Below are 24,860 nucleotides of genomic sequence, written 5' to 3'. Positions count from 1 at the left end.
GCGGGCGCTACGGCCCTTCTGGGGGCGCCAGAGACATCAATGCCTTGTCGTACTCGTGTCTTTCCGGCAGTACGGGAGCGCTGAGTGCGCGAAACCGCGCCGCCAGTAGCTCAGCCAGTGTCCTGAGCTTCATGTTTGTTCGCTGGGAAAGCCAGCGCAGCAACTCGAACGAAGCAGCGTCTTCGAGTCCATAGACCACAGCGAGCATGCCTTTGGCCTGCTCGATCACGGCTCGCTGGTCCACAATGGCGCCAACATCTTCTGAGATGCGGTCCTGATATGCCGCTGCGGCGGGGGTGACATCGATATAGAAACCCTCGGTGCCGACCACTGCGCCCCGGTCGTCGCGCATCAGGTCGCCGACCACAGTGATCTGGTGGGTGCGACCTGCGGTGTCGATCATGCGGTGACGGGTGCTGAAGGCAGCCCGCGTGCGGCGGGTGTCCTCCAGTGCGCCGAAGACGTGATCGACATCGTCGGGGTGCTTGTGCGACAACACCTGCGCCGTTGTGGGGTTCGGCATCTCGCCGGGTGCGTAGCCGTGCATCTGCTGCACTTCCGGTGACCATTCCCAGCGCTCTTGGTCGATGAAGAACTGGAATCGGCCGACGGTATGCGCCTGGCCGCCCGTGAGTGCTTGGTCGAGTTCGGAGTCGTGTTCCGTACCGCCTAAACCATCCGGCTGCATAAGTCGAAGAATAATTCCCGGGGGCCCGGGCGGCGACACATTGTGGCCGTGATGACGTTGTCACGCCACGGTTATTGACACGTTGACACAAAAAACTATTCTTTGTGTCAAGCGAGCCGAGGAGGCCACAGATGACGGCAGTGACCAGTCGCGTCACCAGCATTGCCCCTGCCGCTCGGGTTCGGCCCGAGGTGATGGCCCAGTTCCGCAGGCATTCGGGCAGCGTGCTGTCCGGCTTGTTCGGCGCGGCGGCGTTCGACGAGGTGGCATTGGTGCCGGTGGCAGCCGCGGTGGACAAGACCGGGCGTTTTGAACGCAACTTCACCGACCGCGCCATTCGGAGCGGATTCTCTGCCCTGCTTGCCATCTGGGGAGACGCCGAGGACCGCGCCGCCGAAGGTGATCGCCTCAAGCGGTTGCACCGTGACGTGCACGGCCACGGCAAAGGCGACTTCGCCGACGTCCGCTACAGCGCGCTGAACCCACGGCTGTGGAACTGGATCGCGATCAGCGGCATGTTCGTCACCCTCAATTCGTTCACCCCGGTCACCGGCATCAATTGGAACGACGCCGAGCGGGAGGCTGCCTACCAGCAACTGGTCGAGGCATTCCGCGCCCTCGAGTTGCCCGGCAAGGCCGGCAAGTTCCCTGCGACCTACGCCGAGGCTGCCGAGTACTACGACCAGACGGTGCAGAGCGACCTGGCGGCCAACCCGTTCTTGGACCGGGTCACCGCCGGCCTGGGCAAGCTGCCGCTGCCGTCGGCGCTGCCCGCCCCGGTGCGTGCCGCGGCGGGTCCGCTGTGGTCGGTGGTCAGCGCGGGGGCCGGTCGGGTGGTGAAGATCTGTTCGTTCGGGATCATGCATCCCGGGGTCCGGGACCTGACCGGCTTCCGGTGGCAGCCGCACCACGACGTCGAATTCAACTTCTACACTCAGCTGCTGCAGATGGCGTGGCGGGTGTTGCCCGATCGCGTGGTGCTGGTGCCGCTGGCGTACAACCGTCTGCAGTACGAGAAGCTGGTGAAGATGCACCGCTCGGTCGCGCTGGAATCCTTTGCCCCGCCCGGCTGCCCGATGGGATGACACCGGTGCCGATGACATCGCGACGCAGTACCGCAAGCCCCGCCGAGCAAGAGGCGGCCATCCTCAAAGCGGCTGCCGAGGAAGTCGGGTTGGTCGGTGTGGGCCGCGCCAGCCTTGACGTCATCGCCCGCCAGGCGGGCATCAGTCGCAGCACTTTGTACCGGCGATTTCCGACTCGCGACGCACTGATCACCGAGCTCGGCCGCCGGGCCTTCGACAGCGCGATGCTTCAGCTGCGCACGGTCGCGGTGGACTCCGGGCCGAAAAACGCTGCGGTTGCGGCGTTTCGTGCCGGGTTGCGGCTACTCACCACCGACCCCGTCGTGCGGAAGCTGCTTCGGCTTGATGCCGGTGTAGCGACGATGGCCGGGGTGTACCAGGAGGCCGAAGCGTTTCTGACCAACGCGTCCATGGCGATGGCCAAGGCACTGCGTGCCGCCGGGGCCAGAATGCCCGACGCCGACCTGGTGGCTGCCGCCGACTTGCATGTGCGCCTGGCCGCGTCCATCGCCCAGGTGCCGACGCCGGTGCTTGACCCGGCCGACGACCAGGCGGTCAGCGCCTATGCGAAGAGGTTTCTGGCACCGCTGGTCTGGTAGGCGCGGAACCCAGCCGGAGAACGACCGCGGCCGAGGCCAGGGAGAACGCCCCGACCACCCACAGTGCCGCTTTGCCGTCGCCGGTCAGATCGGTCAGCCAACCCGTGACGTAGGGACCACCGAAACCGCTGATATTGCCCAGCGAGTTGATCAAGGCGATGCCACCGGCGGCCGCCGTCCCGGTGAGGAACGTCGAGGGCAGCGCCCAGAAGACCGGCATGGCGCACATGATCGAACACGTCGTCACAGTGATCGCGACCATCGCCAGATACGGGTTGGCCATATACAGTGCCGCCGGAATAGACACTCCGCCGGCGATCGCGGGGAGCGCCACGTGCCAGACGCGCTCGCCCGTCCGGTCGGCGTGGCGAGCCCAGGGCACCATCACGACCGCTGCGATGGCGTAGGGAATGGCGGTCACCAGACCGCGCCCGATGATGCTCAGGTGGCTGCCGTACTGCTGCTGAAACCCCGAGATGATGGTCGGCAGGAAGAACCCAACGGCGTACAGCCCATAGACGATCCCGAAGTAGATGAACGCCAGGCCCAGGATTCTGGGGTGGCTGAGCGCCTTGCGCAGCGGCCAGTGCTGACCGGCCTCGGCCGTCGCACGCTCGTCAGCCAAGGTCGATTCCAGCCATTGCCGCTCGTCGGCGTCGAGCCAATCGGCTTGGGCCGGGCGATCGGTCAGGTACAGCCAGCAGACGAACGCCAGCACAATGGCCGGCAGCCCCTCGACAAGGAACATGAAGCGCCACCCGGCCAAGCCGAAAACACCGTGGCCCCAATCGATGACGAGTGCGGACAGGGTGGAGCCGATGGCCGTCGACACCGGCACCGACACCATGAACAGCGAAACCGCCCGGGATCGGTGCTTCTCCGGGAACCAGAACGTGAGGTACAGGATGATGCCCGGGAAGAAGCCGGCTTCGGCTACGCCCAGCAGGAACCGCAGTGCGATAAGCGTAGCCGCGTTGGGCGCGAAAGAGATTGCGGTGCTGACGATTCCCCAGGTCAACATGATGCGGGCCAGCCAGCGTCGACCACCGAACTTTTGCAGCGCGATGTTGCTGGGTATCTCCAGCAATAGGTAGCCGAAGAAGAAGATCCCCGATGCGAACCCGAACGTGGTGGCGGTCAGGCCGAGTTCGGCGTTCATCCCGTTGGGCCCGGCGAAGCCGATATTGACCCGGTCCAGGTAGTTGACGAAGAACAGCAGCGCCAGGAACGGGATGAGCCGACGAGAGACTTTCGCCAGTGTCGCCCGGCCCAGCGCAGCCAGAGCGGGGTCAGGGTTCATCCGCGGCTTTGGCGGATCAGTCCTTCACCTTGGCCATGGCCAGCACGTCGAGGCGGCGGTCCAGCTCGGCCTCGGACAGCTTGTCGCCGATCAGGCCGCGGTCGATCACCGTCTGGCGGATGGTCTTGCGCTCCTTGAGGGCCTGCTTGGCCACCGCGGCGGCCTCTTCGTAGCCGATCGCGGAGTTCAGCGGCGTCACGATCGACGGGCTGGACTCGGCCAGTTCGCGCAGGTGCTCCTCGTTGGCGACCAGCCCGACGATGCAGCGCTCCGCGAACAGGCGCGAGACGTTGGACAGCAGCGTGAAGGACTCCAGCATGTTGCGGGCCATCATCGGGATGTAGACGTTGAGCTCGAAGGCGCCGTTTCCGCCGCCCCAGGCGATGGCCGCGTCGTTGCCGATCACCTGCGCCGCCACCTGGGTGACCGCTTCGGGTAGAACGGGGTTCACCTTGCCCGGCATGATCGAGCTGCCCGGCTGCAGGTCGGGCAGCTGAATCTCGGCCAGGCCGGTCAGCGGACCCGAACCCATCCAGCGGATGTCGTTGGCGATCTTGGTCAGCGAGACCGCGATGGTGCGCAGTGCACCGGATGCCTCGACCAGGCCGTCGCGCGCGGCCTGGGCCTCGAACGAGTTGGCCGCGGTCCGCAACTCGGTGATGCCGGTCTCGGCGACCAGCACCTCGACCACCTTGGCGCCGAAGCCGTCCGGGGCGTTCAGTCCGGTGCCGACGGCGGTGCCGCCGATGGCCAGCTCACCGAGCCTCGGAAGGCACCCGCGCACCCTTTCCATGCCCGCCTCTATCTGGCGGGCGTAGCCGGAGAACTCCTGACCCAGGGTGACCGGGACGGCATCCATCAGGTGGGTACGGCCCGACTTCACCACGGTGCGCCACTGCGCGGCCTTGGCGGCCAGCGCGTCGTGCAGCACCTGCAGCGACGGAATCAGGTGGCGCACTGCGGCTTCGGTGGCCGCGATGTGGGTGGCGGTCGGGAAGGTGTCGTTGGACGACTGCGACATGTTCACGTCGTCGTTGGGGTGTACCGTCACGCCATTGGCGGCGGCGATCGAAGCGATCACCTCATTGGTGTTCATGTTCGAGCTGGTGCCCGAGCCGGTCTGGAACACGTCGATGGGGAACTGGTCGTCGTGCTTGCCGTCGGCGATCTCGGCGGCAGCGGCCTTGATGGCGGCGGCCTTCTCCGGGGCCAGCAGACCCAGGTCGGCGTTCACCTGCGCACACGCGCTCTTGAGCAGGCCCAGCGCCCGGATCTGGGTGCGTTCCAGGCCGCGCCCGGAAATCGGGAAGTTCTCCACCGCGCGCTGGGTCTGGGCGCGCCACAACGCGGTCACCGGCACCCGGACCTCGCCCATGGTGTCGTGTTCGATGCGGTATTCGATCTCGCTCATAGCTGTTAGGTCCTCGCTTGACGGTCAGGGCAGGGGGTAGGCGGCGTGGGAGTCGCCGGTGAAGTCGACGGCCGAGTACTCGTTGAGCTTCGACAGCCGGTGATAGGCCTCGATCATCCGGACGGTGCCGGACTTGGAGCGCATCACGATCGACTGGGTGGTGCAGCCGCCGGGGTAGTAGCGAACCCCCTTGAGAAGGTCGCCGTCGGTGACGCCGGTGGCACAGAAGAAGACGTTCTCGCCGGAGACCAGATCCTCGGTGGTCAGCACCGCGTCCAGGTCGTAGCCGGCGTCGATGGCCTTTTGTCGTTCGGCGTCATCGGTGGGCGCCAGCTGGGCCTGGATCGCTCCGCCCATACAGCGGATTGCTGCGGCGGCGATGATGCCCTCGGGGGTGCCGCCGATCCCGGCAAGCATGTCGGTGCCCGAGTCGGGCCGGCACGCCGAGATGGCGCCGGCGACGTCGCCGTCGGTGATCAGCCGGATGCGGGCGCCGGTGGCCCGTGCGTCGGCGATCAGCTGGGCGTGCCGGGGCCGGTCCAGGATGCACACCGTCATGTCCCGAGCGGACAGTCCCTTGACCTTGGCCACCGCGGCAATGTTGTCCGCGATCGGCTTGGTGATGTCCAGGACGTCAGCGGCCTCGGGGCCAACGGCGATCTTGTTCATGTAGAACACCGCCGACGGGTCGAACATCGCGCCGCGCTCGGCCACCGCCAGCACCGAGATCGCATTCGGCATGCCCTTGCTCATCAGGGTGGTGCCGTCGACCGGGTCGACGGCGAAGTCGCAGTCGGGGCCGTCGCCGTTGCCCACCTCTTCGCCGTTGTAGAGCATCGGCGCGTGGTCCTTCTCGCCCTCGCCGATCACCACGACGCCGCGCATGGACACCGAGTTCACCAGTTCGCGCATCGCGTCGACGGCGGCGCCGTCGCCGCCCTCCTTGTCTCCGCGTCCCACCCAGCGGCCGGATGCCATGGCACCGGCCTCGGTCACCCGCACCAGCTCCAAGGCCAGGTTGCGGTCTGGGGCTTCGCGTCGCGTGGGTCCCGTCATGCCAGTCACGGCTGTTGATTCTCCCAGAGCCGGATCCGCACTGTTGAGCTGGGATACTGGCTCCCGTGACCAACGAGCCCCAGCCGGCGCCCAAGCCTGCCAAACCACGTATTTTGCAGGACTGGCGCGACATGTTCTGGTCGATCGTGCCGCTGGTTATAGCCTGCGTTGCGCTGGCCGGTCTGGCCGGGACGTGCGCTTTTCGGCCGGGCGGGATCACCGCCGGGCCGGTGCCGTCCTACGACGCCGCCGCGGCGCTCAAGGCCGATGCGCAGACCCTGGGCTTCCCGGTCCGATTGCCGCAGCTTCCTGAGGGCTGGCAGCCCAACTCCGGCACCCGCGGCAGCATCACCGACGGGCGCAGCGACGCTGACGGACAGCGGCTGCGCGCGGTCACCTCGCGGGTGGGCTACGTCAGCCCGACCGGGATGTACGTCAGCCTGACCCAGAGCAACGCCGACGAGGTCCCGCTGGTCGCCTCCATCAGCCCCGGACTGCGCCCGACCGGGAGCGAAGACGTCGACGGCACCCGCTGGGTGGTGTACCAGGGCGACGGAGACCCGGTCTGGACCACCCGGTTGGCCGGTAAGGCCGGGGCGGCGCAGCTGGCGATCTCCGGCGCGGGCGGCCCGGAGCTGTTCCGGACGATGGCGGCGGCCGTGCAGTCGCAGCCGCCGCTGCCAGCGACCCGCTAACCGTCTGCGAGCAGTTCCTCGCTCGTCTCCTCGCCGGAGAACGCCGCCAGGTAGACGTCGATGGTGGTGACGATGATGATCATCAGCACCGGACCGATCACGATGCCCCAGAAGCCGAACATGGCGATCCCGGCGAAAACGGCGAGCAGCATCAGCGCCGAATTGAGCCGGGCGTCGCGCGGCACCAGCACCGGGCGCAGGAAGTTGTCGATGTTGGTCACCACGATCAGGTGGAAGAAGAACACGAACAGCCCGCCGATGACGTTGCCGAACAGCGCCATGCCGATGCCGAACGGCATGGTCACGATGCCCCCGCCGAGCGGGATGATCGACAGCGCGGTCAGCAGGATCGCGAAGATGAAGAACGCCTGGTGAAATCCGCCGATGTAGATGGAGGCGGCTCCGGCCACTCCCTGGCAGAACGCGATGACGAACTGCCCGCCGACCGTGCCGCGCACCATCGAGCCCATCTTGGCCAGGTAGAGATCGGTCACCTCGCCGCCGAGCGGATTGAGCCGGCGGATCAGGGTGTGCAGCTCCTCGCGGTGGGTCAGCAGCGCCAGGAACACGTACAAGAAGATGATCGCCGAGGTGACCGCGCCGACCACTCCACCGACGGCGCCCTGCAACACGTGCAGCAGCAGCTCGCCGCCCTTCTGCGCCACGTTCACCATGGCTCCGCGCAGCGTTTCCATGGTCACCTCGACGTGCACGAACGGCACCTTGGCCAGCGCGCCGTTGACGAACTTCAGCACCTTGTCGCCCAGCGCGTTGGGATCGGTGGCCTGCACCCATTCGGCGACCTCGCCAACAGTGCGGGAGATCTGCGCGACGGCCAGAAAGACCGATAGCCCGACCGGGACGATCACGGCGACCAGGGCCGCCAACAGGGTCCCGGTGGCCGCGAGTCCGGTGGACACCCGCCGGTTGAGTAGCCGGAACAACGGAGTGAACAGGTAGGCGCCGACTGCGGCCACCACGATCAGCACGAAGTAGGTGCGCAGGAAATAGGCGCCGAACATCAGCGCGATCACGGTGAAGACCGCCAGTGCCCGTCGTTGGGCGGGGGTGAATTCGTGGTTCATGGGCGTGGGTTACTCCATCTGTCGGCGATGGCCTGCCACGGATCGGCGAACCGCTGGCCGGTGCGGTGGTAGGGGGAGCGGGTGCGCAGCACGGCGCGGGCCAGGGGAGCGATCGCCCGCAGCAGGTAGCGCTGCGCGCCGGCTCCGGCCGCGATCTCGGCCAGCATGTCCGGCCAGGAGTGGTGCTGAAAGCCCAGGGCCTCCTGGGCGCGGCTGGAGTCCATCCAGTCGGTGTTGAACCAGCCCTCGTCGCGGCCGGGATCGCCGGGCAGGCCGGCGGGCAGACCATTGACCAACCCCATGGCAGCGGCCGTCGCCGGCGCGACGTCGCCCTGAACCTGCCGGTGCGAGTCGTCTCCGCCGATCAGCAGGGTTTCCCCGATCACGGGCGCGGTGGTGGCGGCGACGAACGCGGCTGCGACGTCACGCACATCGACGGTCTGAAGCCTGCCGTCGGTGGGCAGCAGCTGCTCGAAGTACAGGTTGTCGAGGTTCATGTAGGAACCCGGGTCGACGGTGAGCACCCCGCCCAACCGGAGGATGACCCAATCCAGTTGCGAGGCGCGCACCAACTGCTCGGCCTGCAGTTTCTGGTCGCCGTAGACGTCGGCGGGGTTGGTCGGGGTGTCGGCGGTCAGCACGCCAGAGACGGTGTGGGGGTTGCGCGACCCGTACACCGCGATGCTGGAGGCCTGCACGAATCGGGGTGACCTCCCCGGTTCGGTCGCGGCGGCGGCTGCCGCCAACAGATGCCCGGTGGCCTCCACGTTGACGTGGCGCGCCAGGTCACGGCGCGTGTAGATGAACGGTGGGATCACCGCGGCCAGGTGGATGATCGCCGCGGGCCGGACAGCGTCGACCAGGGCGGCCACTGCGGCCGAATCTGTCAGGTCGGCGTAGCGCACCTGCACCACCGGCGGCAGGGCAGTGGCCGCCTTGCGGTTGGCCGGGGTATCGAGATCGGTGGCGACGACGGTGCGGCCGTCGGCCGCCAGCTGCCGTACCACCGCCGAACCGACCAGCCCGAAAGCGCCGGTGACGAGGACCGTGTCCATGAGACCTTTCGATTGGAAGTGTTCTCGCGATTTTGCAATACGCAGCTGGTCAGAGTGGATGAGTTTATTCTTTTCCGGTCGGATGAAATTCCGGATCGGCGGCGTAGCGATGAGCGCGACAATCATGTGCCGGACGTGCGGCAGGCACCGCTTGGGGCCGCGCGCGTCGACGCCGGGGCGGCGATGACATGACCACCTGCGCCTCGTGTACCACCGAATTGCCGCTGAACGCCAAGTTCTGTTTCGAATGTGGCGCCGCTGTCGCGGCGCCCGCGCCGGCCGAATACAAGCAAGTCACGGTCTTGTTCGCCGACGTGGTCCATTCGATGGACATCGCCGCCGCGGTGGGCCCGGAACGGTTGCGCGAGATCATGACCGAGCTGTTCAACCGGTGCGAAGAGGTGGTACGGCGGTACGGCGGGCGGGTGGAGAAGTTCATCGGCGATGCCGTGATGGCGGTGTTCGGTGCGCCGGTGGCGTTGGAGGATCACGCTTTTCGGGCATGTCTGGCGGCGTTGGAGATTCAGCGGGTGAACGCCGCGACCGGCGACGGTGGGGTGCAGCTACGAGTCGGCCTGAACTCGGGCGAGGTTGTTGCAGGCGAGATCGGTTCGGGGCCAGGCAGCTATACCGCGATGGGTGAGCAGGTCGGGCGGGCGCAGCGGATGGAGTCGGTCGCGCCGGCAGGTGGGGTCTTACTCAGCGATTCGACCGCGCGTCTGGCCGGGGGCTGGGTGGTACTGGCGGACCCGGAGTGGGTCCAAATCAAGGGTGCGACAGAACCGGTGCGGGCGCATCGGTTGCTGGGGGTGTCGCCGGAGCATCGGCATGCCGCTCGACAAGATCCGTCATTGGTGGGTCGCGACTGGGAGATGGGCGCACTGAACGGCATTCTCGAGCAGGCGATCAGCGGTACTGGCTGCGTGATCGGTGTTGTGGGGCCACCCGGAATAGGGAAGAGCCGCATGGCCCGCGAGATCAGCGCCGCCGCGCAGGGCCGGGGCGTGGAGGTGTTCGCCGCCTACTGCGAGTCGCACGCCGCCGATGTCCCGTTCCACGCGGTGACCGGGCTGCTTGTCACCGCACTCGGGATCAGCGGACTCGACGACGCGGCGGCTCGTGCGCGAATCATGGGGCGCGCGCCAGATGCCGATCCGCAGGATCTGCTCCTCCTCCACGATCTGCTCGGGATTCGGGACGACAGCGTTGATCTGGCTGCGATCGATCCCGATGCGCGGCGCCGCCGGCTGACGCGGCTGGTCAATAAAGTCTCGACGGAACGGCAGGACCCGGTCGTCTACGTCATCGAGGACGTGCATTGGATCGATGAGGTCAGCGAACTGTTGCTGGCGGACTTTCTCTCCGTGATCCCGCAGACCGCATCACTGGTGGTTATCACCTACCGACCTGAATACCACGGCGCTCTGGCCCGTACACTGAACTCGCAGACCATCGCCCTGGCACCGTTGAATGCGTCCCAGTCCGCAACGCTGGCAACCGAATTACTCGGCTCGAACCCGTCGGTGTCCGCGTTGTGCGGGCGGATCGTCGAGCGGGCGGCAGGAAATCCGTTCTTCGCCGAGGAGATCGTGCGGGACCTGGCCGAGCGCGGGGTGCTCAGCGGTTCTCGCGGCGGCTATGTCTGCGATGTCGATGATGCCGACATCGTCGTTCCGGCGACATTGCAAGCCGCCATCGCCGCCCGTATCGATCGGCTCGAACCAGTCGCCAAACAGACGCTGAATGCCGCTGCGGTGATCGGACTGCGTTTCGACGCGGAGCAATTGGCGGTTCTCCACAGCGGTGTGCAGCTGGATGGGTTGATCGCTGCCGAATTTGTGGAACAAGTCCGGTTCACCCCGCACGCGGAGTACGCCTTCCGTCATCCGCTGGTTCGGATCGTCGCCTACGAGTCACAACTCAAGGCGCAGCGTGCCGAGCTGCACCGGCGGCTGGCCACCGCGATCGAACAACGCCACTCCGATGCGGTTGACGAGAACGCGGCGCTGATCGCCGAGCATCTCGAGGCCGCCGGCGACTTGCCCGCGGCTTACGGCTGGCGCATGCGGGCCGGGGCCTGGGCACAGCACCGCGACATCAGAGCCGCGCGAGTCAGTTGGGAGCGCGCCCGTGCGATCGCTGACCGATTGCCCACCGACCACTCGGGCCGGGAGTCGGCTCGGATCGCCCCGCGCACCATGCTCTGCGCGAGCACCAGCTGGGTCAGCGGCAGCGTCGCCGATGCGGGCTTTGCCGAACTGCACGAACTGTGTACTGCCGTCGACGACAAACTATCGCTGGCCATCGGCATGGCCGGTCTGATGACGGTGCTGATCTTCCACAGCCGGTACGTCGAGGCATCACACGTCGCCTCCGATTGCAGCCGCCTGCTGGAATCGATCGGCGACCCGACCATGACAGTTGCGCTCGCCATCGCGCCGAGCAACATCAAGGTGCAGGCCGGCGAGGCGGCCGAAGGTCTGCGCTTGGCGCAGCGCGTCATCGACCTGGCCGACGGCGACCTGGCCAGGGGCAATCTGCTGATCGGTTCGCCTCTGACGATCGCGATCATGTTCCGCGGCTCCTGCCGATACTGTCTGGGACTTCCAGGCTGGAAAGAAGACCTCGATCTGGCGATGGGGATGGCCCGCGGTGTCGACGCCAGGACCTACGTCACGGTCGTGCTGGGCAAGTACGGCTTAGCCGTCTACACCCGGGCGGTGTTGCCTGACGCGGCGGCCGATCGTGACACCGCTCAGGCGCTGGAGATGGCCGAGCAGTCCGGCGACGACTACGCCGTGGATACCGCACGGCTGGCTCGAGGTCTTGTTCTGCTCAGCCAAGGCGGTTCCCAACGTGACGCCGGTATGGCGCTGCTCACTCAGTACCGCGACGCCTACCTACGGCACGGCTACGCACAACGGGCCGTGCGATTCTTTGATGCGGAGCTCGCGCGGGAGAAGGCCCGCATCGGCGAGATCGATGACGCCGTCGAGCTGGCCCGCGCCGCCGTCGACTACCTGTATGACACCGGCGACATGATCACCCGCGGTGAGACCACGAGAGTTTTGGTGGAAGCACTGCTACAGCGCGGCAACAACACTGACCTCACGGAGGCACAGTCAGCTATCGACCGATTGGCGGCGGTGCCTACCGACGAAGGCTACGCGTTGTTCGACGTCCCGCTCATCGGGATGCGCGCGTTGCTTGCACGCGCGAGTGGTGACCAGGACGGCTACCGCGATCTCGCCGACCAATACCTGAAGAGTGCCAGCGATGTCGGCTACGAAGGACACATCGCGTTGGCCGAGGCCATGAAATGAGGGCAGGAATCGTGCGTGCGTCGTGGCCGTTGACCGCGCGGCTGGCGGAGATGCGGACTCTCGAGGAGGCCATCGCGGACCCGGATGTCGGCGGAATCGTCGTCCACGGCCCCCTAGGGGTGGGGAAGAGCCGGATCGCACGTGAGGCATTGTCGGCAGCCGAGGCGCGCGGGAGCGAAACTCGCTGGGCAGCAGGCACATCTGCGGCGCGCGCCATTCCACTCGGCGCATTCGCGGCGTGGACGCCGCCAGGTGTCGCCGATACGGTCCCGTTGCTTCGGGGGGTGATCGAGTCGCTGGTCGCCGGGCCTGCCGGCGCCCCGGTTGTGGTTGGCGTAGATGACGCGCAGCTGCTCGACGACCTGTCGACATTTGTTGTGCACCAGATCGTGCAGCGGGGCCTGGCCAAGGTGATTCTCACCGTTCGCGACGGCGAACCCATTCCCGACGCGGTACGCGAGCTTTGGGCGTCCGGTCGGCTCGAACGACTTGACCTGCAGGCATTGTCGATCGAAGAGACCAACACCCTGCTGTCGGCAGCTATGAACGGACCGGTGGATCCTCAAGCGGTTCAGCGGCTCTGGAACCTAACTCACGGAAATGTGCTGTATCTGCGTCACATCGTCGAGCAGGAGATCGCCGACGGCCGGATCGAACAACAACGCGGCTACTGGCGGTGGATCGGGGATCCGATCATGCCACTGGGTTTGGTCGATCTCGTCGAATCCCGTTTCGGAGCTTTGCCCGGACCGATCAGCGATGTCATCGACACATTGGTGGTAGGGGAGCCGATCGATCTGACCGCCCTGACCCGGATCACCGATCCGGCCGCGGTCGAGGAAGCCGATACCCGCGGCCTGATCACGCTGGAGTCCCTCGCCGGTGGTGTTCAGGTGCGGGTCGCGCATCCGCTCTACGGTGAAGTGCGGCGCACCCGCGCCGCGGCCACCCGGCTACGTCGGTTGCGGGGACTGGTTGCCACCGAACTGGCCGCAGCCGAGGATCGAGACGACATCCAGGTGGTGGTGCGCCGGGCCACCCTCAGTCTTGACTCCGACCTCGCGCCCGACGCCGAGTTGCTGATCAGGGCAGCTCACGGCGCGGTCTGGCTGGCGGACCTGACTCTGGCCGAAAGGCTTGCCGGAGCTGCGATCCGGGCCGGCGGGGGACTGGAGCCGACTTTCATTCGCGCACACGCACTGTCGTGGCTGGGCGACGGCGGGGAGGCTGACAGCGTGCTCGCAGAGATTGACGTCGGCGACCTGACCGACAGCGATCGTGCGCGGCTGGCGTTTCTGCGAGCCAGCAACATGCTGTGGGCGCTCGGTGAGCCGGCGCGGGCGAAGGAGATCATCGACGAGGCATCGCGCACCGTAGCGCAGCACGCTCGCAGCTACATCGATGCCTTCCTCACGGTGTACTGGTTCGCCGTAGACCGCCCCGAAGCGGCGAGGCAGGCCGCCGAAGTACTTGACTTGGAGGAGTTGCCGGCCATTGTCGGCGCTGAGATCGCCTGGGTGCTCTCCGCCATCGCCGCCGACGCCGGCCGCACCGCCGAGGCCCTGGCCACGGCTGAGGCCGGGTATGGCATCGTCGCCCGTTCCCTGGACGCCCCACAGATGAGTTTCAACATCGCCGATGCACACATCGGTGCTCTGCTGTTGGCGGGACGGGTGAACGAGGCGGTCGAGGCGGCCGAGCGGGTCAGCCGACAGGCGGCCGAACTGCCGGGAGCGGCGGGGTCACTCGGTGTTGCCGTGGCGGGTCTGGCGGCCGTGGGCGCCGGTCGCCTCGACGCCGCATGCCGATTGCTGGAACGGGCGGAAGCCGGATTGTCGGCCAGCCACGCCATCGGTTGGGGTTACCGCTATCACGTGCCGGCCATCACCGCGCTGGCGATGCGCGGTGCAACAGACGAGGCCGCCGCTGCTCTTGCCACGCTCGACAAGCTGCGGCGTCCTTTCCGACTGCTCGACTGTGACCGGAGCCTGGCCCGGGCGTGGGTGGTCGCGGGTCAAGGCGCAGTCAGCGAGGCGATCGCGATCGTGAGGTCGGCGGCCGAGGCAGCCGGGGCCAAGGGGCAATTCGCAGCGGAAGTGGTCTGTCTGCAGACCGCCGCCCAATTCGGGGATCGAACCGGTGCGGTCCGATTACGCGAACTCGAAGCTGTCGTCGAGGGGCCGCGGGTGGGGTTGGCCGCCCGGCTCGCCGCCGCGTTGTGCGACGGCGATCCCGCGGAGATGGCGTCGGTGTCGCTGGAATTCGAGCGGATCGGGGATCTGGTGGCCGCGGTCGATGCCGCGGCCCGAGCAGCGATCGAGTACCGCCGCCAAGACCTGCGGGGAACAGCGCTGGTTTGCGCCGCCCGCGCCGCCACACTGGCCGATCAATGCGGTGGCGCCAGCACCCCGGCGCTGCGCCAGGCCGCAGAGCCGTTGCCGCTGACCGATCGCGAGCAAGAGATCGTGATGTTGATCGGCGTGGGATTGTCCAACAGAGCGATTGCCGAACGGCTGAACGTCTCCGTTCGCACCGTGGAAAGCCACATCTACCGAGCCATGTTGAAGACAGACACCAAGGGCCGTGACGAACTCGCGGCTCTGCGTCCGCGCCGCCGGAGCTGAACGGTGACCCAGTGCGGCGTCGAAAGACTGAGTGAAACTGCAGTGCGCCACTACTGACGTCGTCCTGTCTCGCGTCGCCGACGATTCGGTTCGCAGAACGAGATCGGCGGGAGATGACGATGATCGCTCCACATGAATGCGGTCACGAGTGGGCCAAGGACGGCACGCTGCTGCGCGTCGACTACGAACACGGCATCGGCTGGGTTGCCACGCAATACAGCCGGAACATGGAAGTCGTCCAGCTGGTCAGGGGTTCTGCGGAGGAAGTGCACCGGGCAGTCGCCCGGTGGGCGCTGGTCAAGCGGGAACGACAATGACTCACGCCTCCGGCGCCCTGCTGGCTCTTGTGGCCACCTGCAAATCGGGCGAGATTGCAGTGGCCGACTACTGCGCGCGTCTCGCCCGGCGCGAGCCACGATTTGACGATCACAGCGCAGAAGAGAGAAGGCGCACATCATGTCCACGTTGTCTGTAGCACACACCCATCCGCTGCTGGTGCCGCACCTGAAGCACGCCGAGATCGTCGTTGTGAACGCCGTGCGGGCCATCTTCCACCCCGCGACGCGGCCGGAACGGACTCGCTATCCCGCCCCTCTGAACTTCCTACTTGAGGACGCTGCCATGGCCCGAGAGATGCGCCACCTGTGATGGCGCAGCGTGCTGCAGGAGAAGGGCAGTCGGGGGCCGTGTGTTGGAGAAGCCAGGCGACAACTCGTGAGCGGGCCGGTTTGAGCCCTATGGCGTGAGTCCAGCAGTAACCCTGTGGAGAGGAACAAGATCATGCCTACTGTGCCTGTGAGGCAGGGTCATCGGGTGACGATGGCCTTGGGTATCGCGTGCGCCGGCATCGCGTCGATCCCCGCAGCGTCGTCGGAAGCACCGATGTCCCAAGCCGGCTTCGGTGACATCCAGCTCACCGCCGGCGGCACGGCGTTGGTCTATGACGGCAGCGGAGGTCCGATGCTGCCGTCCCCGCAGTTTCTCGATGCGATCAACACGCTGTATCTGCAGCCCGGCGGCTTCACCGGCACGATGCAGGCCGCGCTGCTGCCCAACGAGCTCTATCCGATCACCGGTGTCAAGAGCATGGGATTCGGGGTGTCGGTGAGCCACGGCCAACCGATCATGTTCTCCGACATCCAAAATCAGATCGCCGCCGGCGGTGTGACGTCGGAGAATCCCCTGGTGGTTTTCGGCTACTCGCAGAGCGCCGCGGTGGCCTCGCAGGTCATGCCGCAACTGCGCGATGCGGGTGTCCCCAGCGACCTGGTGCACTTCGTGCTGGTGGGTGATGTCAACAACCCCAACGGCGGCCTGTTGAATACCTTCGATTTTCCGGCCGGCAACAGCTGGGCCTTCACCGCCGCGAACTTCCCGTTCAGCCCCGCGACCCCGTCGGATCTGTATCCGACCGACATCTACAGCCTCGAATACGACGCCAGCGCCGACTTCCCGCACTACCCGCTCAATCTGTTGTCGGTCCTCAACGCCCTGGTAGGAAATTTCACCCAGCACTTCATCTATGCCAACCTCACCCCGGAGCAGGTCGAAAGTGCGATTCTGCTGCCGGGATCCGCGGCGCTGTCCGGTGAAGGCCTCACCGACTACTACATGATCCCGAGCGCGAACCTGCCGTTGCTGATGCCGCTGCTGTTCCTCCCCGGGATCGGAAAACCCCTGTATGACTTGTTGGAACCCGTTACCCGGATCCTGGTGAACCTGGGCTACGGCAGCATCGATGAAGGATGGGATCAGGGGCCGGCGAATGTCCCCACCACGTTCGGGTTGTTCCCGCAGATCGACCCGGGGCAGCTTTCTACGGCACTGGGCAACGGCTTGCAGCAGGGCATCAACGACGCGCTCAACGCCATTGCGAATCCCGTCAGCTATGAAGAGCAGGTCGCGCCCTGGTTGCCGTTCGCGGACTCGATCTACACCCACGGATTCGCGCCGGAGAACCCGACGTTTGACGGTGTGATGGAGGGGCTTCTCACACTGGCTGGCTTCCCGGTTTCCGACGTGACGCTCAATTCACCGGTGGCCGACATCATCACCATGATCAACAGCACGCTGGCCTACGACTACTCGGCGCTGCTGCCCGCCGCCGACGCGGTCAGTGCGCTGTTCACCAGCCTCCCCGCGTACGCCGCGAACATCTTTGTCGACCAGCTTCTGGCAGGGGATCTTGTTGACGCGATCGGGCTTCCATTGGCGGCCTATTCAGGTCTGATCCCGTTCGATCTGCTGCTCGGTGCTCCACCGGCACTGTTCGCGGCCATCGGCACCCTGGACAACTTCATGGAGCTGTTCGCGTAAGCGCCCTCGCCCAGTCGGTATGGAGTTCGAAGCCGAGCGATTCTGCCAGGGCGCGATAGCGATTCACCGCTTCGGCGCCGGCCACGACGTCACCGCGTGCGCGGCACAGCAGTGCAGTCAGCCGCAGCAGGGTGATCTCGCACATCGCCGAGCGTTGACCGGCCAGGAGGCTCGCCAACCAGTGGATTGCCTCGTCGGCTTCGGCCCGGTCGCCGTCGGCGCCGCGCTCCAGCAGTGTCTCCACCAGGACGCCGGTGCCCCACACGCCGTAGAAGACATTGCCGGCCTCACGCAAGTCGTCGACCGCTGCGCGCATCTCCGCAATGGCAGCGTTGGGGTCGCCGTTGCGCGCCGTTTCGCGGGCGGCCCACACGTCGGTGACCGGGATGAGGAACAGTGCGCGTTTGCGCAGCCAAATGTCGCGGGTCTGCATCATCAGTTCGAGTCCCCGATGACGGTCGGCGACGTTGTCGCGATTGAGTAGCACGACGGCCAATGCGTACCCGGCCAAGCCAAGTGCGCGATCGCTGCTGGCCTGTTGGGCGGATTGCACCGCCTCCTCGCACGCGCGTTCCGCGGCGGCGCTGGGCCGAAGTACCCCGTACTGCAAGGCGAAACCGTAGGTCCAGGCCACGGTGCTGCCCAGGGTTTCCGCGTTGCTGCGCAAGGCCATCGCAACGGCATCGCGGAGGTCTTCGCGCCATCCGGCACGGCCCAGCCACCACCGCGCACTGCCACGCCATGCCAGTGCGATCGCGAGAGGTGACCCCACCCCGAAGTTGGCGCCCTTGGCGGGGTCGCCCTCGGCCAGATCGACGATGGTCTGCGACCACCGCAAGATCTCATCGAATTCACCGACACAGAGCCAGTTGACGAACGCCATGAACGCCAAGCCCATGGTCGGGGAGCGATCGCCGATCGACTCGAACAATGCCATCTGCTGGGATGCCAGCTGCGCGCCCTCACGTGAGCGTCCCGCGTAGAGCAGCTCGGTGGCCAACGCGGTCATCCCGATGGCCAGCGACACCCGATCGCCGGCCGTGCCGCACAACTCTTGCAGTTCCTCGAAGCGACTGCGGCTTTCCTGGACTTCTCGGGCTTGCCAGTCGGTGGCGCACAGCATGGTTCGCGGGGCGATGCGCATCGACAAATGTTCTGGGTCCGCTGTCGGTAGCGCGTCGGCGATGCGGCGGGCCCGTTCCCAGCTGCCCCGGGCCGCGACCAGATCGCGGTTGGTGGACCATGCCCCGGCGCGCATGTGCCAGGCGTACGCCTCGCGCAGTTCGCCCGCAGCCTGCAGGTGTTCGGCTATCAACGCCGCGTTGTCGTCCATCGACCCAGGCGCACGCTCCTGGATCGCTGCGGCCAGCTTCCGGTGCCATCGGGCGCGATCGGACTTGAGCTGCGATTCGTAGACCACAGTGCGGATCAGCGGATGCCGAAAGGCGTACTGGGCACTCGCGGTGAGATCAACCTCATCGATGAGCTCCGCCGCGAGCAGCTCGTCGAACACCGCATCGACGCCCAGTGCGGGCAACAGCTCCGCGCCGAAGCGTGCTCCGATCACCGAGGCCGCGTTCAATGTTCGTTTGGCCCCGCTGCTGAGCTGGTCGGTGCGCGCCTCAATGGCCGCCTGCACAGTGGGGGGCACCGTGACGTCCGCGGCCCGCGTGCGGCAGACGTAGCCGCCGTGTTCGCCCTCCAGCGCCCCGCGCTGGGCCAGCTCGCGCACCATCTCCTCGGCGAAGAACGGATTACCGGCGGCTCGCCCGGCAATGATCGCGGTCAGCTCGCCGACCGACGGATCCGATCCCAACAGCTCGCCGGTCAGCGCCGTGATGTCCGAATCATCTAGCGGAGCAAGGATTATTTTCTGTGCATCGGGTAGCTGGGTCAGCGCGCCGCGGTAGTCGGGGCGGTAGGTGATCAGCACCATCGAGGGGGTGCGGGGGAGCACTGCCAAGAAGTCCGCGATCAGAGAATCGCTGACGGCATCGATCCAGTGCGCATCCTCGATAATGAACAAAGTTGGTTCGGTGCGGGCCAACGACGCCGAGTTGATCAGAGCCGTCAGCCGGTCGCGGCGGGTATCGGCGTCGATCTGGGGCAGTGTCACATCAGGGTCGGCGATACCCAGCAGATCGTCGAGCAGCAGCAGATCCTGCGCGTCGGCGTGCCCAAAGCGGTCGCGGACCCGTGCGCGGGCGTCCTCGTCCCACCGGTCAGCTACGCCGATGCTCGCCCGCAGCTGCCTCGACACGGCCTGGAACGGGATGTCACCGGCATGCGACTCGCAGAATGCCCACACCACCTTCACGCCGCGACCTGCCGCGGCCGCCGCGGCCTCCCGGGCCATCCGGCTCTTCCCGATGCCCGGCGCCCCCACCACACTGGTCACACTGCCGTGACCGCGGATCGCGCGGTCGACCATCGCCGCTACGGCGGCCAGCTCCCCGCGCCGGCCGATGAGGCTGGACTCCGCACGCCGGACCGCGCGATGCCGCTCGGCCATGCCAAACAGCTGTCGGGCGGGCACGGGTTCTGCGGTGCCCTTGATCTGAACTGGCTGCACCGCACCCAACATGGCCTGGCCCTCCACGAGCCGCGCCGTCGACGCGCTGAGCATGATCCCGCCGGGCGGAGAAACCGCTTCCATCCGCTGGGCCATGCCCACCTGCTCGCCCACGGCGGCATAGCCGAACTGTCCCGAGCCGATACCGCCCGCGATCACCTTCCCGGAATTCAGCCCAACCCGCATATGCAGCTCGATGCCGTCACGCTTGCCGACGTCGACTGCAAGGCCGGCGGCTTCCTGCTGAATCTCCAAGGCCGCCAGGCAGGCCCGCACGGCGTGGTCTTCCAGGGCGATCGGGGCGCCGAACACCGCCATGATCCCGTCACCGGTCCACTGCGTGATCGTGCTGCCGTAACGCCGCACCGCGGCCGCGCAGCGGTCGGCCAGGGCGGCCATGATCTCGCGTAGCCGCTCCGGGCCCACCGTCGTGGCGATCTCCATGGAATGCACCACGTCGGCGAACAGCACCGTCACCTGCTTGTATTCGGCCGGTGTCGGTGCAGACGCAACCGCGGTTCCGCATTCGTTGCAGAACCTGAAGGTTGCGGGCAGGCCAGTGCCGCATGAACTGCACACCAGGGCTGGCAGTTCCGACAGCGGCCCAACGCCGTTCACACCGCTATCGTGTCACCGTGGCCCACGGCGGGATAGCGGCTTTCGCGAAGAGGGGGCGCTACTCCGGGTGCGGCTCGGCGACCACGGTCGCCAGGTGCGGCTGCGCCTCGGCCTTGACCCGCGCGAACAGCTCTTTGTAGTACGGCATGCAGTCGGCCATCGCCTGCTCCGTGCTGAACAGTGGACGGTAGCCGAGGTCGCGGCCGGCCTTGGCGATCGAGAAGTAGTTGTTCAGGTAAAGCCGCTCCACCGCACCGGGTTCCAACATTGGTTCGGGTAGGCCGAAGCGGAAGTGCAGCCACTGCCAGGCGAACATCACGTCGCGCACCATGCGTCCGGAAACCCGCAGCCGGGGCCAGTGCTCGCCGCACGCTTCGACGACCGGCCGCGCGAACTCAAACATGTTGATCGGTTCGCCGTCGTTGATGAAGTAGGCCTGACCGGGCGCCGATCCGCCGGGAACCAAGTGCTCGGCGGCCAGGATGAAGCCGTGAATCAGGTTGTGCACGTAGGAGTTGTCGAGCTTTGCTCGTTTACTGCCGATGAGAACTTTGACGTGACCGGCGACCACGCTTTCGAACAGCTTGCGGAACATGGTCTGGTCCCCGTCGCCCCAGATGCCCGACGGCCGGATCGCGCAGGTGAGCATGCCGTCGATGCCGTTCTCGCCCAGCACGAACTTCTCGGCGACGACTTTGGTCTCGGTGTAGAGGTCGTTGAACTTGGTGGTGTAGGCCATGGTCTCGTCGCCGCCAGAGATGGCTTTGCCGCCCATCACCACACTGTTGGAGGCGGTGTAGACGAACCGCTTCACCCCGGCCCGCTGTGCGGCCTGGACCAGATTCTTGGTGCCGTCGACGTTGACCGCGAAACTGCGCCGGCGGATCTCGTCGGTGACCTTCGCACCGCCCTGCAGATCGATGATGGCCGCGGTGTGGAACACGGTGTCGATGTTGGCGACCGCCGCGGCCACCGTCGGAGGGTCGCAGATGTCGCCTTCGAGCTTCTCCAGGTTCGGGTGGTCGGGCAGGCTCGACGGTGCGCGGTCGAAGGAGCGCACCTGGTAGCCGCGTTCCAGCAGTGTCTTGACGAAGTTGGTTCCGACGAAGCCGGAGCCCCCGGTGACCAGTACCCGGCCGAGTTCCGTAGTCAGTGATGGATCACCCATCGGGCGAGCATAACTGAACGTGTTTCAGTTCCCGTGGTCTTCGAGCGGGGGAGGTCACCCGCGGTCGTCGTCGGCGGGCTCGGCGTCCAGCGCTTCCTGCACCCGGCGCCGGGCTCCGGCCAGGTGCTCTTCACACCGCTTGGCCAGCTGCTCGCCCCGTTCCCACAGGCTCAGTGACGCGTCGAGATCCATTCCGCCCTGCTCCAGACGCTGCACCACGTCAATCAGCTCGTCGCGGCACTGCTCATAGCCGAGCTCACTAACGGGTGTCACCGGATCGGCTTGCTCAGCTGCCATCGCTGGGTCCTTCAAGAAGTCGCCCCTCACTCGTCGCCGCCACGGCCCCGTCGGCCACCCGGATTCGCAGCCGGGTCCCGGCCGCCGCATCGTCGACCGACCGCAGTACGTGCGGCCCCGCTGCGCCGACAGTCTGGACGACCGCGTACCCGCGCGCCAATGTCGCGGCCGGGCCCAGGGTAGCCAGCCGAGCCGCCAGATGCCCCACCCGTTCGCTTTGCACGGCGATCAGCCGGGTGACATCGCGGCGCACCGCGGCCAGGGCGCGCTGGACCTCCTCGCCGCGCTCGGTCAGCGCGCGCAGCGGGTCGGCCAGCACCGGTCGGCTGCGCAGCTGCATCAGCACGCGGTCCTCACGAACCACCCAGTTACGCACCGCCTGCGCGCTGCGTCGCCGCAGGTCATCGACCAGCGCCTGTTCGGCGGCGGCGTCCGGAACGATCCGCTTCGCCGCGTCGGTGGGGGTCGCCGCGCGCAGGTCAGCGACCAGATCGCACAACGGGCTGTCGGGTTCGTGGCCGATCGCGCTGACCACCGGGGTTCGGCACGCCGCGATGGCCCGGCACAGGGTTTCGTCGGAGAACGGCAGCAGGTCCTCGACGCTGCCGCCGCCGCGGGCCAGCACGATCACCTCGACGGCTTCGTCGGCGTCCAGGTCGCGCAGCGCCTCGATGATCTGGGCGACGGCGGTCGGCCCCTGCACGGCGGTGTTGCGCACCGCGAAGCGCACCGCCGGCCACCGGGTGCCGGCCACCGTCATGACGTCGTGCTCGGCGGCGCTGGCACGACCGGTGATCAGCCCGATGGTGCCTGGCAGGAACGGCAGCGGCCGCTTCAGGCGCGGATCGAACAATCCCTCGGCGTCCAGCAGCCGCCGTAGCCGCTCGATACGCGCCAGCAGTTCACCGATCCCGACGGCGCGGATCTCGCTCAGGCGCAGCGAGAAGGTGCCCCGGGCGGTGTAGAAGTTGGGTTTACCGCAGACCACCACCTGGGTGCCTTCGGTCAGTTTGACCGGCGACGAAGCCACCATTTCGGGGCTGCACGTCACGGTCAGGGACATGTCGGCAGCCGGATCGCGCAACACCATGAACACGGTCCGCACACCCGGGCGCAGGTTGATCTGGGTGAGCTGCCCTTCCACCCACACCGAACCCAGCCGGTCGATCCAGCCCTTGACCCGGATGGCAACCGCGCGGACCGGGAACGGGTTTTCGGCGGATTCGCCCGGCGCGGGGGCGGTCACTTCGCGGTGGTGCGGGTGATCCTGTTGGCCAGCAGCGTCTGGAACGGTGCCCGGGCCTTGGTGGCCTCTTCATAGGCGAGCAGGGTCTCCAGCTCGTCGAGGCTGAGCGAGGCCAGCCGGGCCCGCAGCTGGGCCAGGGTCAACGAGCCGTAGTCGAGCTCGTCGACCAGGTCGGGGGTGGGCACGGCAGAGTCCGCGGCCCCGTTGCGGCCGGCTGGGGCCTCGTCGGCGGGTGCGCTCGGCGGGGTGGCCCCGTCTTCGCTGAACGAATACAGGGCGAAGCGCCCTTCGGTGCGTGGGTGGGCGTCGTCGTCGTCGAAGACCGCGGCACCGCCGTCGAAACTGTCCTCGATGTCGTCATCGAAGGTTGCCCACTCCGGCTGCTCGTCTTTCGGCGGGAACAGCGACTCTAGAGTGGTGTCGCCTTTGTTGACCAGCTCGGCGACACCCTGCTGCCAGCGCATCACCGCGTGCGCGGCCTGGCTGGCCAGCGTCATCGGGTAGGTCAGGATGGTTTGCGGCAGCTTCAGGGTCTCTTCGACCGCGACGGTGGCCGCGCCGACCAGAAGCCGGACTCCAAAGGGTGCAGTTGCCATGGCCCCCAGCCTGCCTTACCCGCCGGTCATCTCCAAGTATTGACCGGCATGACGCGAGCTGGCGGTCTCGTGTCGGCAGACCGTACGCTGGTTGCCATGCCCGAAACCGTCGACGTGGAGATCGCCTACAGTTCAGCAGCACGGGTGAACGGCGCCCCCGCGGGCAAGCGGGTGCTGCTGGCGGAGCCACGCGGGTACTGCGCGGGCGTGGACCGGGCAGTCGAGACCGTCGAGCGGGCGCTGGAGAAGCACGGCGCCCCGGTATACGTGCGGCACGAGATCGTGCACAACAAGCATGTGGTCGACACCTTGACGAACAAAGGCGCGGTCTTTGTGCACGAGACCGACGAGGTCCCCGAAGGCGCGATCGTGGTGTTCTCCGCGCATGGCGTGGCGCCGACCGTGCACGAGTCGGCCGCGGACCGCAACCTGCGGGTGATCGACGCGACCTGCCCCCTGGTGACCAAGGTGCACAACGAGGCCAAGCGGTTCGCCCGAGACGGCTACGACATTCTGCTGATCGGCCACGCCGGCCACGAAGAGGTCGTCGGGATCATCGGCGAGGCGCCCAACGACGTGCAGCTGGTCGACGGCTTAGATGCGGTAGCCGCGGTGACCGTCCGCGACGAGAACAAGATCGTGTGGCTGTCGCAGACCACGCTCAGCGTCGACGAGACCATGCAGACAGTGCTCAAGTTGCGTGAACGGTTCCCGAACCTGCAGGATCCGCCCAGCGACGACATCTGCTACGCCACCCAGAACCGCCAGACCGCGGTCAAGGCGATGGCCCCGGAGTGCGAGCTGGTGATCGTGGTGGGCTCGCGGAACTCCTCGAACTCCTGCCGACTGGTCGAGGTGGCGCTGGGTGCCGGTGCCCGCGCGGCCCACCTGGTCGACTACGCCGAAGACATCGACCCGGCGTGGCTGGCTCCCGAGGCCGGCGAGGTGCAGACCATCGGCGTCACCTCGGGTGCGTCGGTGCCGGAGATCCTGGTCCGCGGTGTGCTGGAGCGTCTCGGCGAGTACGGCTACGGGACTGTGTACCCGGTGGCCACCGCCAACGAGACCTTGGTGTTCGCGTTGCCGCGCGAGATCCGGCCGAGCCGCCGGTAGATCGGGTCGGCGC

General features: G+C 67.0%; 20 protein-coding genes. 9 read left to right on the top strand and 11 right to left on the bottom strand.

All coding sequences use genetic code 11. The features are described from left to right. Nucleotides 1-7: 7 nt before the first annotated feature. Complete coding sequence (locus LI94_RS01140; RefSeq protein WP_046300029.1) at nucleotides 8-688, bottom strand: PAS and ANTAR domain-containing protein; 681 nt, start codon at nucleotides 686-688, stop codon at nucleotides 8-10. Nucleotides 689-819: 131 nt separating this feature from the next. On the opposite strand from LI94_RS01140, the gene LI94_RS01135 reads away from it, so the two are divergent. Together LI94_RS01135 and LI94_RS01130 are read left to right on the top strand one after the other, a co-directional pair. Continuing rightward, nucleotides 820-1,773 (top strand): oxygenase MpaB family protein, encoded by a 954-nt coding sequence (locus LI94_RS01135; RefSeq protein ID WP_046300028.1) that lies wholly within the window; start codon nucleotides 820-822, stop codon nucleotides 1,771-1,773. Nucleotides 1,774-1,784: 11 nt separating this feature from the next. Continuing rightward, nucleotides 1,785-2,372: a TetR/AcrR family transcriptional regulator gene (locus LI94_RS01130; protein WP_046300041.1), complete on the top strand. Its 588-nt coding sequence runs from the start codon at nucleotides 1,785-1,787 to the stop codon at nucleotides 2,370-2,372. Here the strand turns inward: LI94_RS01130 and LI94_RS01125 are convergent. Genes LI94_RS01125 through glpX form a run of 3 tightly spaced genes read right to left on the bottom strand, consistent with a single transcriptional unit; the run spans nucleotide 2,329 to nucleotide 6,139 of the window. Further along, entirely contained in the window at nucleotides 2,329-3,672 is a 1,344-nt protein-coding gene (locus tag LI94_RS01125; RefSeq protein ID WP_046300027.1) for an MFS transporter, read from the bottom strand. The two genes, LI94_RS01130 and LI94_RS01125, sit on opposite strands and share 44 nt — an antisense overlap. A gap of 16 nt (nucleotides 3,673-3,688) precedes the next feature. Next, nucleotides 3,689-5,083: a class II fumarate hydratase gene (locus LI94_RS01120; RefSeq protein ID WP_024441106.1), complete on the bottom strand. Its 1,395-nt coding sequence runs from the start codon at nucleotides 5,081-5,083 to the stop codon at nucleotides 3,689-3,691. A 24-nt stretch (nucleotides 5,084-5,107) separates the two neighbouring features. Next, nucleotides 5,108-6,139: a class II fructose-bisphosphatase gene (glpX, locus tag LI94_RS01115; RefSeq protein WP_192830883.1), complete on the bottom strand. Its 1,032-nt coding sequence runs from the start codon at nucleotides 6,137-6,139 to the stop codon at nucleotides 5,108-5,110. 65 nt (nucleotides 6,140-6,204) lie between these two features. Between glpX and LI94_RS01110 the strand changes: the two genes are divergently transcribed. After that, on the top strand, nucleotides 6,205-6,834 hold the full coding sequence (locus tag LI94_RS01110) for a DUF4245 domain-containing protein (protein ID WP_024441108.1): 630 nt from the start codon (nucleotides 6,205-6,207) through the stop codon (nucleotides 6,832-6,834). Here the strand turns inward: LI94_RS01110 and LI94_RS01105 are convergent. After that, a complete protein-coding gene (locus LI94_RS01105) occupies nucleotides 6,831-7,919 on the bottom strand; it encodes an AI-2E family transporter (RefSeq protein WP_046300026.1) in 1,089 nt (362 codons plus the stop codon). The two genes, LI94_RS01110 and LI94_RS01105, sit on opposite strands and share 4 nt — an antisense overlap. Continuing rightward, nucleotides 7,916-8,974, bottom strand: coding sequence for an NAD(P)-dependent oxidoreductase (locus tag LI94_RS01100; protein WP_046300025.1), 1,059 nt, complete (start codon nucleotides 8,972-8,974; stop codon nucleotides 7,916-7,918). Before LI94_RS01100 ends, LI94_RS01105 begins: the two co-directional genes overlap by 4 nt. A gap of 188 nt (nucleotides 8,975-9,162) precedes the next feature. Here LI94_RS01100 and LI94_RS01095 point away from each other — a divergent pair, with 188 nt between their 5' ends. The 5 genes from LI94_RS01095 (at nucleotide 9,163) to LI94_RS01075 (ending at nucleotide 17,237) form a co-directional block, all read left to right on the top strand. After that, entirely contained in the window at nucleotides 9,163-12,297 is a 3,135-nt protein-coding gene (locus tag LI94_RS01095; RefSeq protein WP_046300024.1) for an adenylate/guanylate cyclase domain-containing protein, read from the top strand. Further along, nucleotides 12,294-14,921 carry a LuxR C-terminal-related transcriptional regulator gene (locus LI94_RS01090; RefSeq protein ID WP_239651124.1) on the top strand — a complete coding sequence of 876 codons (2,628 nt, stop codon included), beginning with the start codon at nucleotides 12,294-12,296 and terminating at the stop codon, nucleotides 14,919-14,921. Before LI94_RS01095 ends, LI94_RS01090 begins: the two co-directional genes overlap by 4 nt. Nucleotides 14,922-15,040: 119 nt before the next feature. Next, nucleotides 15,041-15,238, top strand: a complete 198-nt coding sequence (locus LI94_RS01085; protein WP_152664721.1) for a hypothetical protein — start codon at nucleotides 15,041-15,043, stop codon at nucleotides 15,236-15,238. 139 nt (nucleotides 15,239-15,377) lie between these two features. Beyond that, a complete protein-coding gene (locus LI94_RS01080) occupies nucleotides 15,378-15,569 on the top strand; it encodes a hypothetical protein (RefSeq protein ID WP_046300021.1) in 192 nt (63 codons plus the stop codon). A 141-nt stretch (nucleotides 15,570-15,710) separates the two neighbouring features. Next, the gene (locus LI94_RS01075; RefSeq protein ID WP_192830882.1) at nucleotides 15,711-17,237 is read left to right on the top strand and encodes a PE-PPE domain-containing protein; all 1,527 of its coding nucleotides are present in this window, start codon (nucleotides 15,711-15,713) and stop codon (nucleotides 17,235-17,237) included. Here the strand turns inward: LI94_RS01075 and LI94_RS01070 are convergent. The 5 genes from LI94_RS01070 to LI94_RS01050 all read right to left on the bottom strand — a co-directional run bounded on the left by LI94_RS01070 (nucleotide 17,218) and on the right by LI94_RS01050 (nucleotide 23,734). Next, nucleotides 17,218-20,286: an adenylate/guanylate cyclase domain-containing protein gene (locus LI94_RS01070; protein ID WP_239651123.1), complete on the bottom strand. Its 3,069-nt coding sequence runs from the start codon at nucleotides 20,284-20,286 to the stop codon at nucleotides 17,218-17,220. The genes LI94_RS01075 and LI94_RS01070 overlap by 20 nt on opposite strands. A 199-nt stretch (nucleotides 20,287-20,485) precedes the next feature. Beyond that, nucleotides 20,486-21,595 carry an NAD-dependent epimerase/dehydratase family protein gene (locus tag LI94_RS01065; RefSeq protein WP_046300020.1) on the bottom strand — a complete coding sequence of 370 codons (1,110 nt, stop codon included), beginning with the start codon at nucleotides 21,593-21,595 and terminating at the stop codon, nucleotides 20,486-20,488. Nucleotides 21,596-21,649: 54 nt separating this feature from the next. After that, the gene (locus LI94_RS01060) at nucleotides 21,650-21,892 is read right to left on the bottom strand and encodes an exodeoxyribonuclease VII small subunit (RefSeq protein ID WP_024441116.1); all 243 of its coding nucleotides are present in this window, start codon (nucleotides 21,890-21,892) and stop codon (nucleotides 21,650-21,652) included. After that, complete coding sequence (gene xseA, locus LI94_RS01055; RefSeq protein WP_046300019.1) at nucleotides 21,882-23,138, bottom strand: exodeoxyribonuclease VII large subunit; 1,257 nt, start codon at nucleotides 23,136-23,138, stop codon at nucleotides 21,882-21,884. Before xseA ends, LI94_RS01060 begins: the two co-directional genes overlap by 11 nt. Further along, nucleotides 23,135-23,734, bottom strand: a complete 600-nt coding sequence (locus LI94_RS01050) for a lipid droplet-associated protein (RefSeq protein WP_046300018.1) — start codon at nucleotides 23,732-23,734, stop codon at nucleotides 23,135-23,137. Before LI94_RS01050 ends, xseA begins: the two co-directional genes overlap by 4 nt. A gap of 96 nt (nucleotides 23,735-23,830) precedes the next feature. Between LI94_RS01050 and LI94_RS01045 the strand changes: the two genes are divergently transcribed. After that, on the top strand, nucleotides 23,831-24,847 hold the full coding sequence (locus LI94_RS01045) for a 4-hydroxy-3-methylbut-2-enyl diphosphate reductase (RefSeq protein ID WP_024441119.1): 1,017 nt from the start codon (nucleotides 23,831-23,833) through the stop codon (nucleotides 24,845-24,847). Nucleotides 24,848-24,860 lie beyond the last annotated feature (13 nt).

Source organism: Mycobacterium sp. UM_Kg27 (assembly GCF_000972905.1).
In the GTDB taxonomy this organism is placed as follows: Bacteria; Actinomycetota; Actinomycetes; order Mycobacteriales; family Mycobacteriaceae; genus Mycobacterium.
Note: the sequence above shows the minus strand (reverse complement) of the source record. Positions and strands in the feature narration are given on the sequence as shown.

Bases quoted from the DNA above. Each gene is read 5' to 3' on its own strand.
- LI94_RS01140 (WP_046300029.1), bottom strand. From the start codon at position 688: ATGCAGCCGGATGGTTTAGGCGGTACGGAACACGACTCCGAACTCGAC.
- LI94_RS01135 (WP_046300028.1), top strand. From the start codon at position 820: ATGACGGCAGTGACCAGTCGCGTCACCAGCATTGCCCCTGCCGCTCGG.
- LI94_RS01130 (WP_046300041.1), top strand. From the start codon at position 1,785: ATGACATCGCGACGCAGTACCGCAAGCCCCGCCGAGCAAGAGGCGGCC.
- LI94_RS01125 (WP_046300027.1), bottom strand. From the start codon at position 3,672: ATGAACCCTGACCCCGCTCTGGCTGCGCTGGGCCGGGCGACACTGGCG.
- LI94_RS01120 (WP_024441106.1), bottom strand. From the start codon at position 5,083: ATGAGCGAGATCGAATACCGCATCGAACACGACACCATGGGCGAGGTC.
- glpX (WP_192830883.1), bottom strand. From the start codon at position 6,139: ATGACGGGACCCACGCGACGCGAAGCCCCAGACCGCAACCTGGCCTTG.
- LI94_RS01105 (WP_046300026.1), bottom strand. From the start codon at position 7,919: ATGAACCACGAATTCACCCCCGCCCAACGACGGGCACTGGCGGTCTTC.
- LI94_RS01100 (WP_046300025.1), bottom strand. From the start codon at position 8,974: ATGGACACGGTCCTCGTCACCGGCGCTTTCGGGCTGGTCGGTTCGGCG.
- LI94_RS01095 (WP_046300024.1), top strand. From the start codon at position 9,163: ATGACCACCTGCGCCTCGTGTACCACCGAATTGCCGCTGAACGCCAAG.
- LI94_RS01090 (WP_239651124.1), top strand. From the start codon at position 12,294: ATGAGGGCAGGAATCGTGCGTGCGTCGTGGCCGTTGACCGCGCGGCTG.
- LI94_RS01085 (WP_152664721.1), top strand. From the start codon at position 15,041: ATGATCGCTCCACATGAATGCGGTCACGAGTGGGCCAAGGACGGCACG.
- LI94_RS01080 (WP_046300021.1), top strand. From the start codon at position 15,378: ATGTCCACGTTGTCTGTAGCACACACCCATCCGCTGCTGGTGCCGCAC.
- LI94_RS01065 (WP_046300020.1), bottom strand. From the start codon at position 21,595: ATGGGTGATCCATCACTGACTACGGAACTCGGCCGGGTACTGGTCACC.
- LI94_RS01060 (WP_024441116.1), bottom strand. From the start codon at position 21,892: ATGGCAGCTGAGCAAGCCGATCCGGTGACACCCGTTAGTGAGCTCGGC.
- LI94_RS01050 (WP_046300018.1), bottom strand. From the start codon at position 23,734: ATGGCAACTGCACCCTTTGGAGTCCGGCTTCTGGTCGGCGCGGCCACC.
- LI94_RS01045 (WP_024441119.1), top strand. From the start codon at position 23,831: ATGCCCGAAACCGTCGACGTGGAGATCGCCTACAGTTCAGCAGCACGG.